Raw genomic sequence first — 466 nt, 5'->3', positions numbered from 1 at the left:
CCTGAACGGGACCTATTCCGATCTGGGCATCTCGGTGAATGACGGCAGTTATGGCGAGGTCGGGCACTACCACAAGGGCAAGAAGAAAAGCACCAAGACGCTGGCCGAGCTGCTGGGCAACATCGATCTCAGCAGCGATGACGACACGTTCAACAAGGCGCTCCAGGGCGGCATGCCGTCCTCTTTCGACAGCGTTGAGACCTACGAAAGCACGCTGTCGTCTCTCAAGCAGACAGCGGATGCGCTCGATGATCTTGGCGTGCATGTCACGAAATTCGACAGTGCGACCAAGGTCACGGTCGGCCATATCGACGGTTACACCGGGGATCTGGCCACCATGCTGTCGGGGCTCGATGGAAAGAGCATGTCCACGGATGCCCTGACCAGTGAAATCAGCACGCTCAAAAGCCTGCTGGACATCACGGACAGCGGGTCGGAAAGCCTCATGTCGCAGGTCGATGACCTC

The 466-nt window shown here is 58.4% G+C and carries 1 protein-coding gene; it reads left to right on the top strand.

Annotated features, from left to right (window positions below; translation table 11 throughout):
• The coding region (locus JN414_RS16520; RefSeq protein WP_202208888.1) for a hypothetical protein at nucleotides 1-466 on the top strand (466 nt) is incomplete at both ends.

The organism is Gluconobacter sp. Gdi (assembly GCF_014132155.1).
In the GTDB taxonomy this organism is placed as follows: Bacteria; Pseudomonadota; Alphaproteobacteria; order Acetobacterales; family Acetobacteraceae; genus Gluconobacter.
The sequence above is the reverse complement of the archived record's forward strand: the minus strand, read 5'-3'. Positions and strand labels throughout refer to the sequence as shown.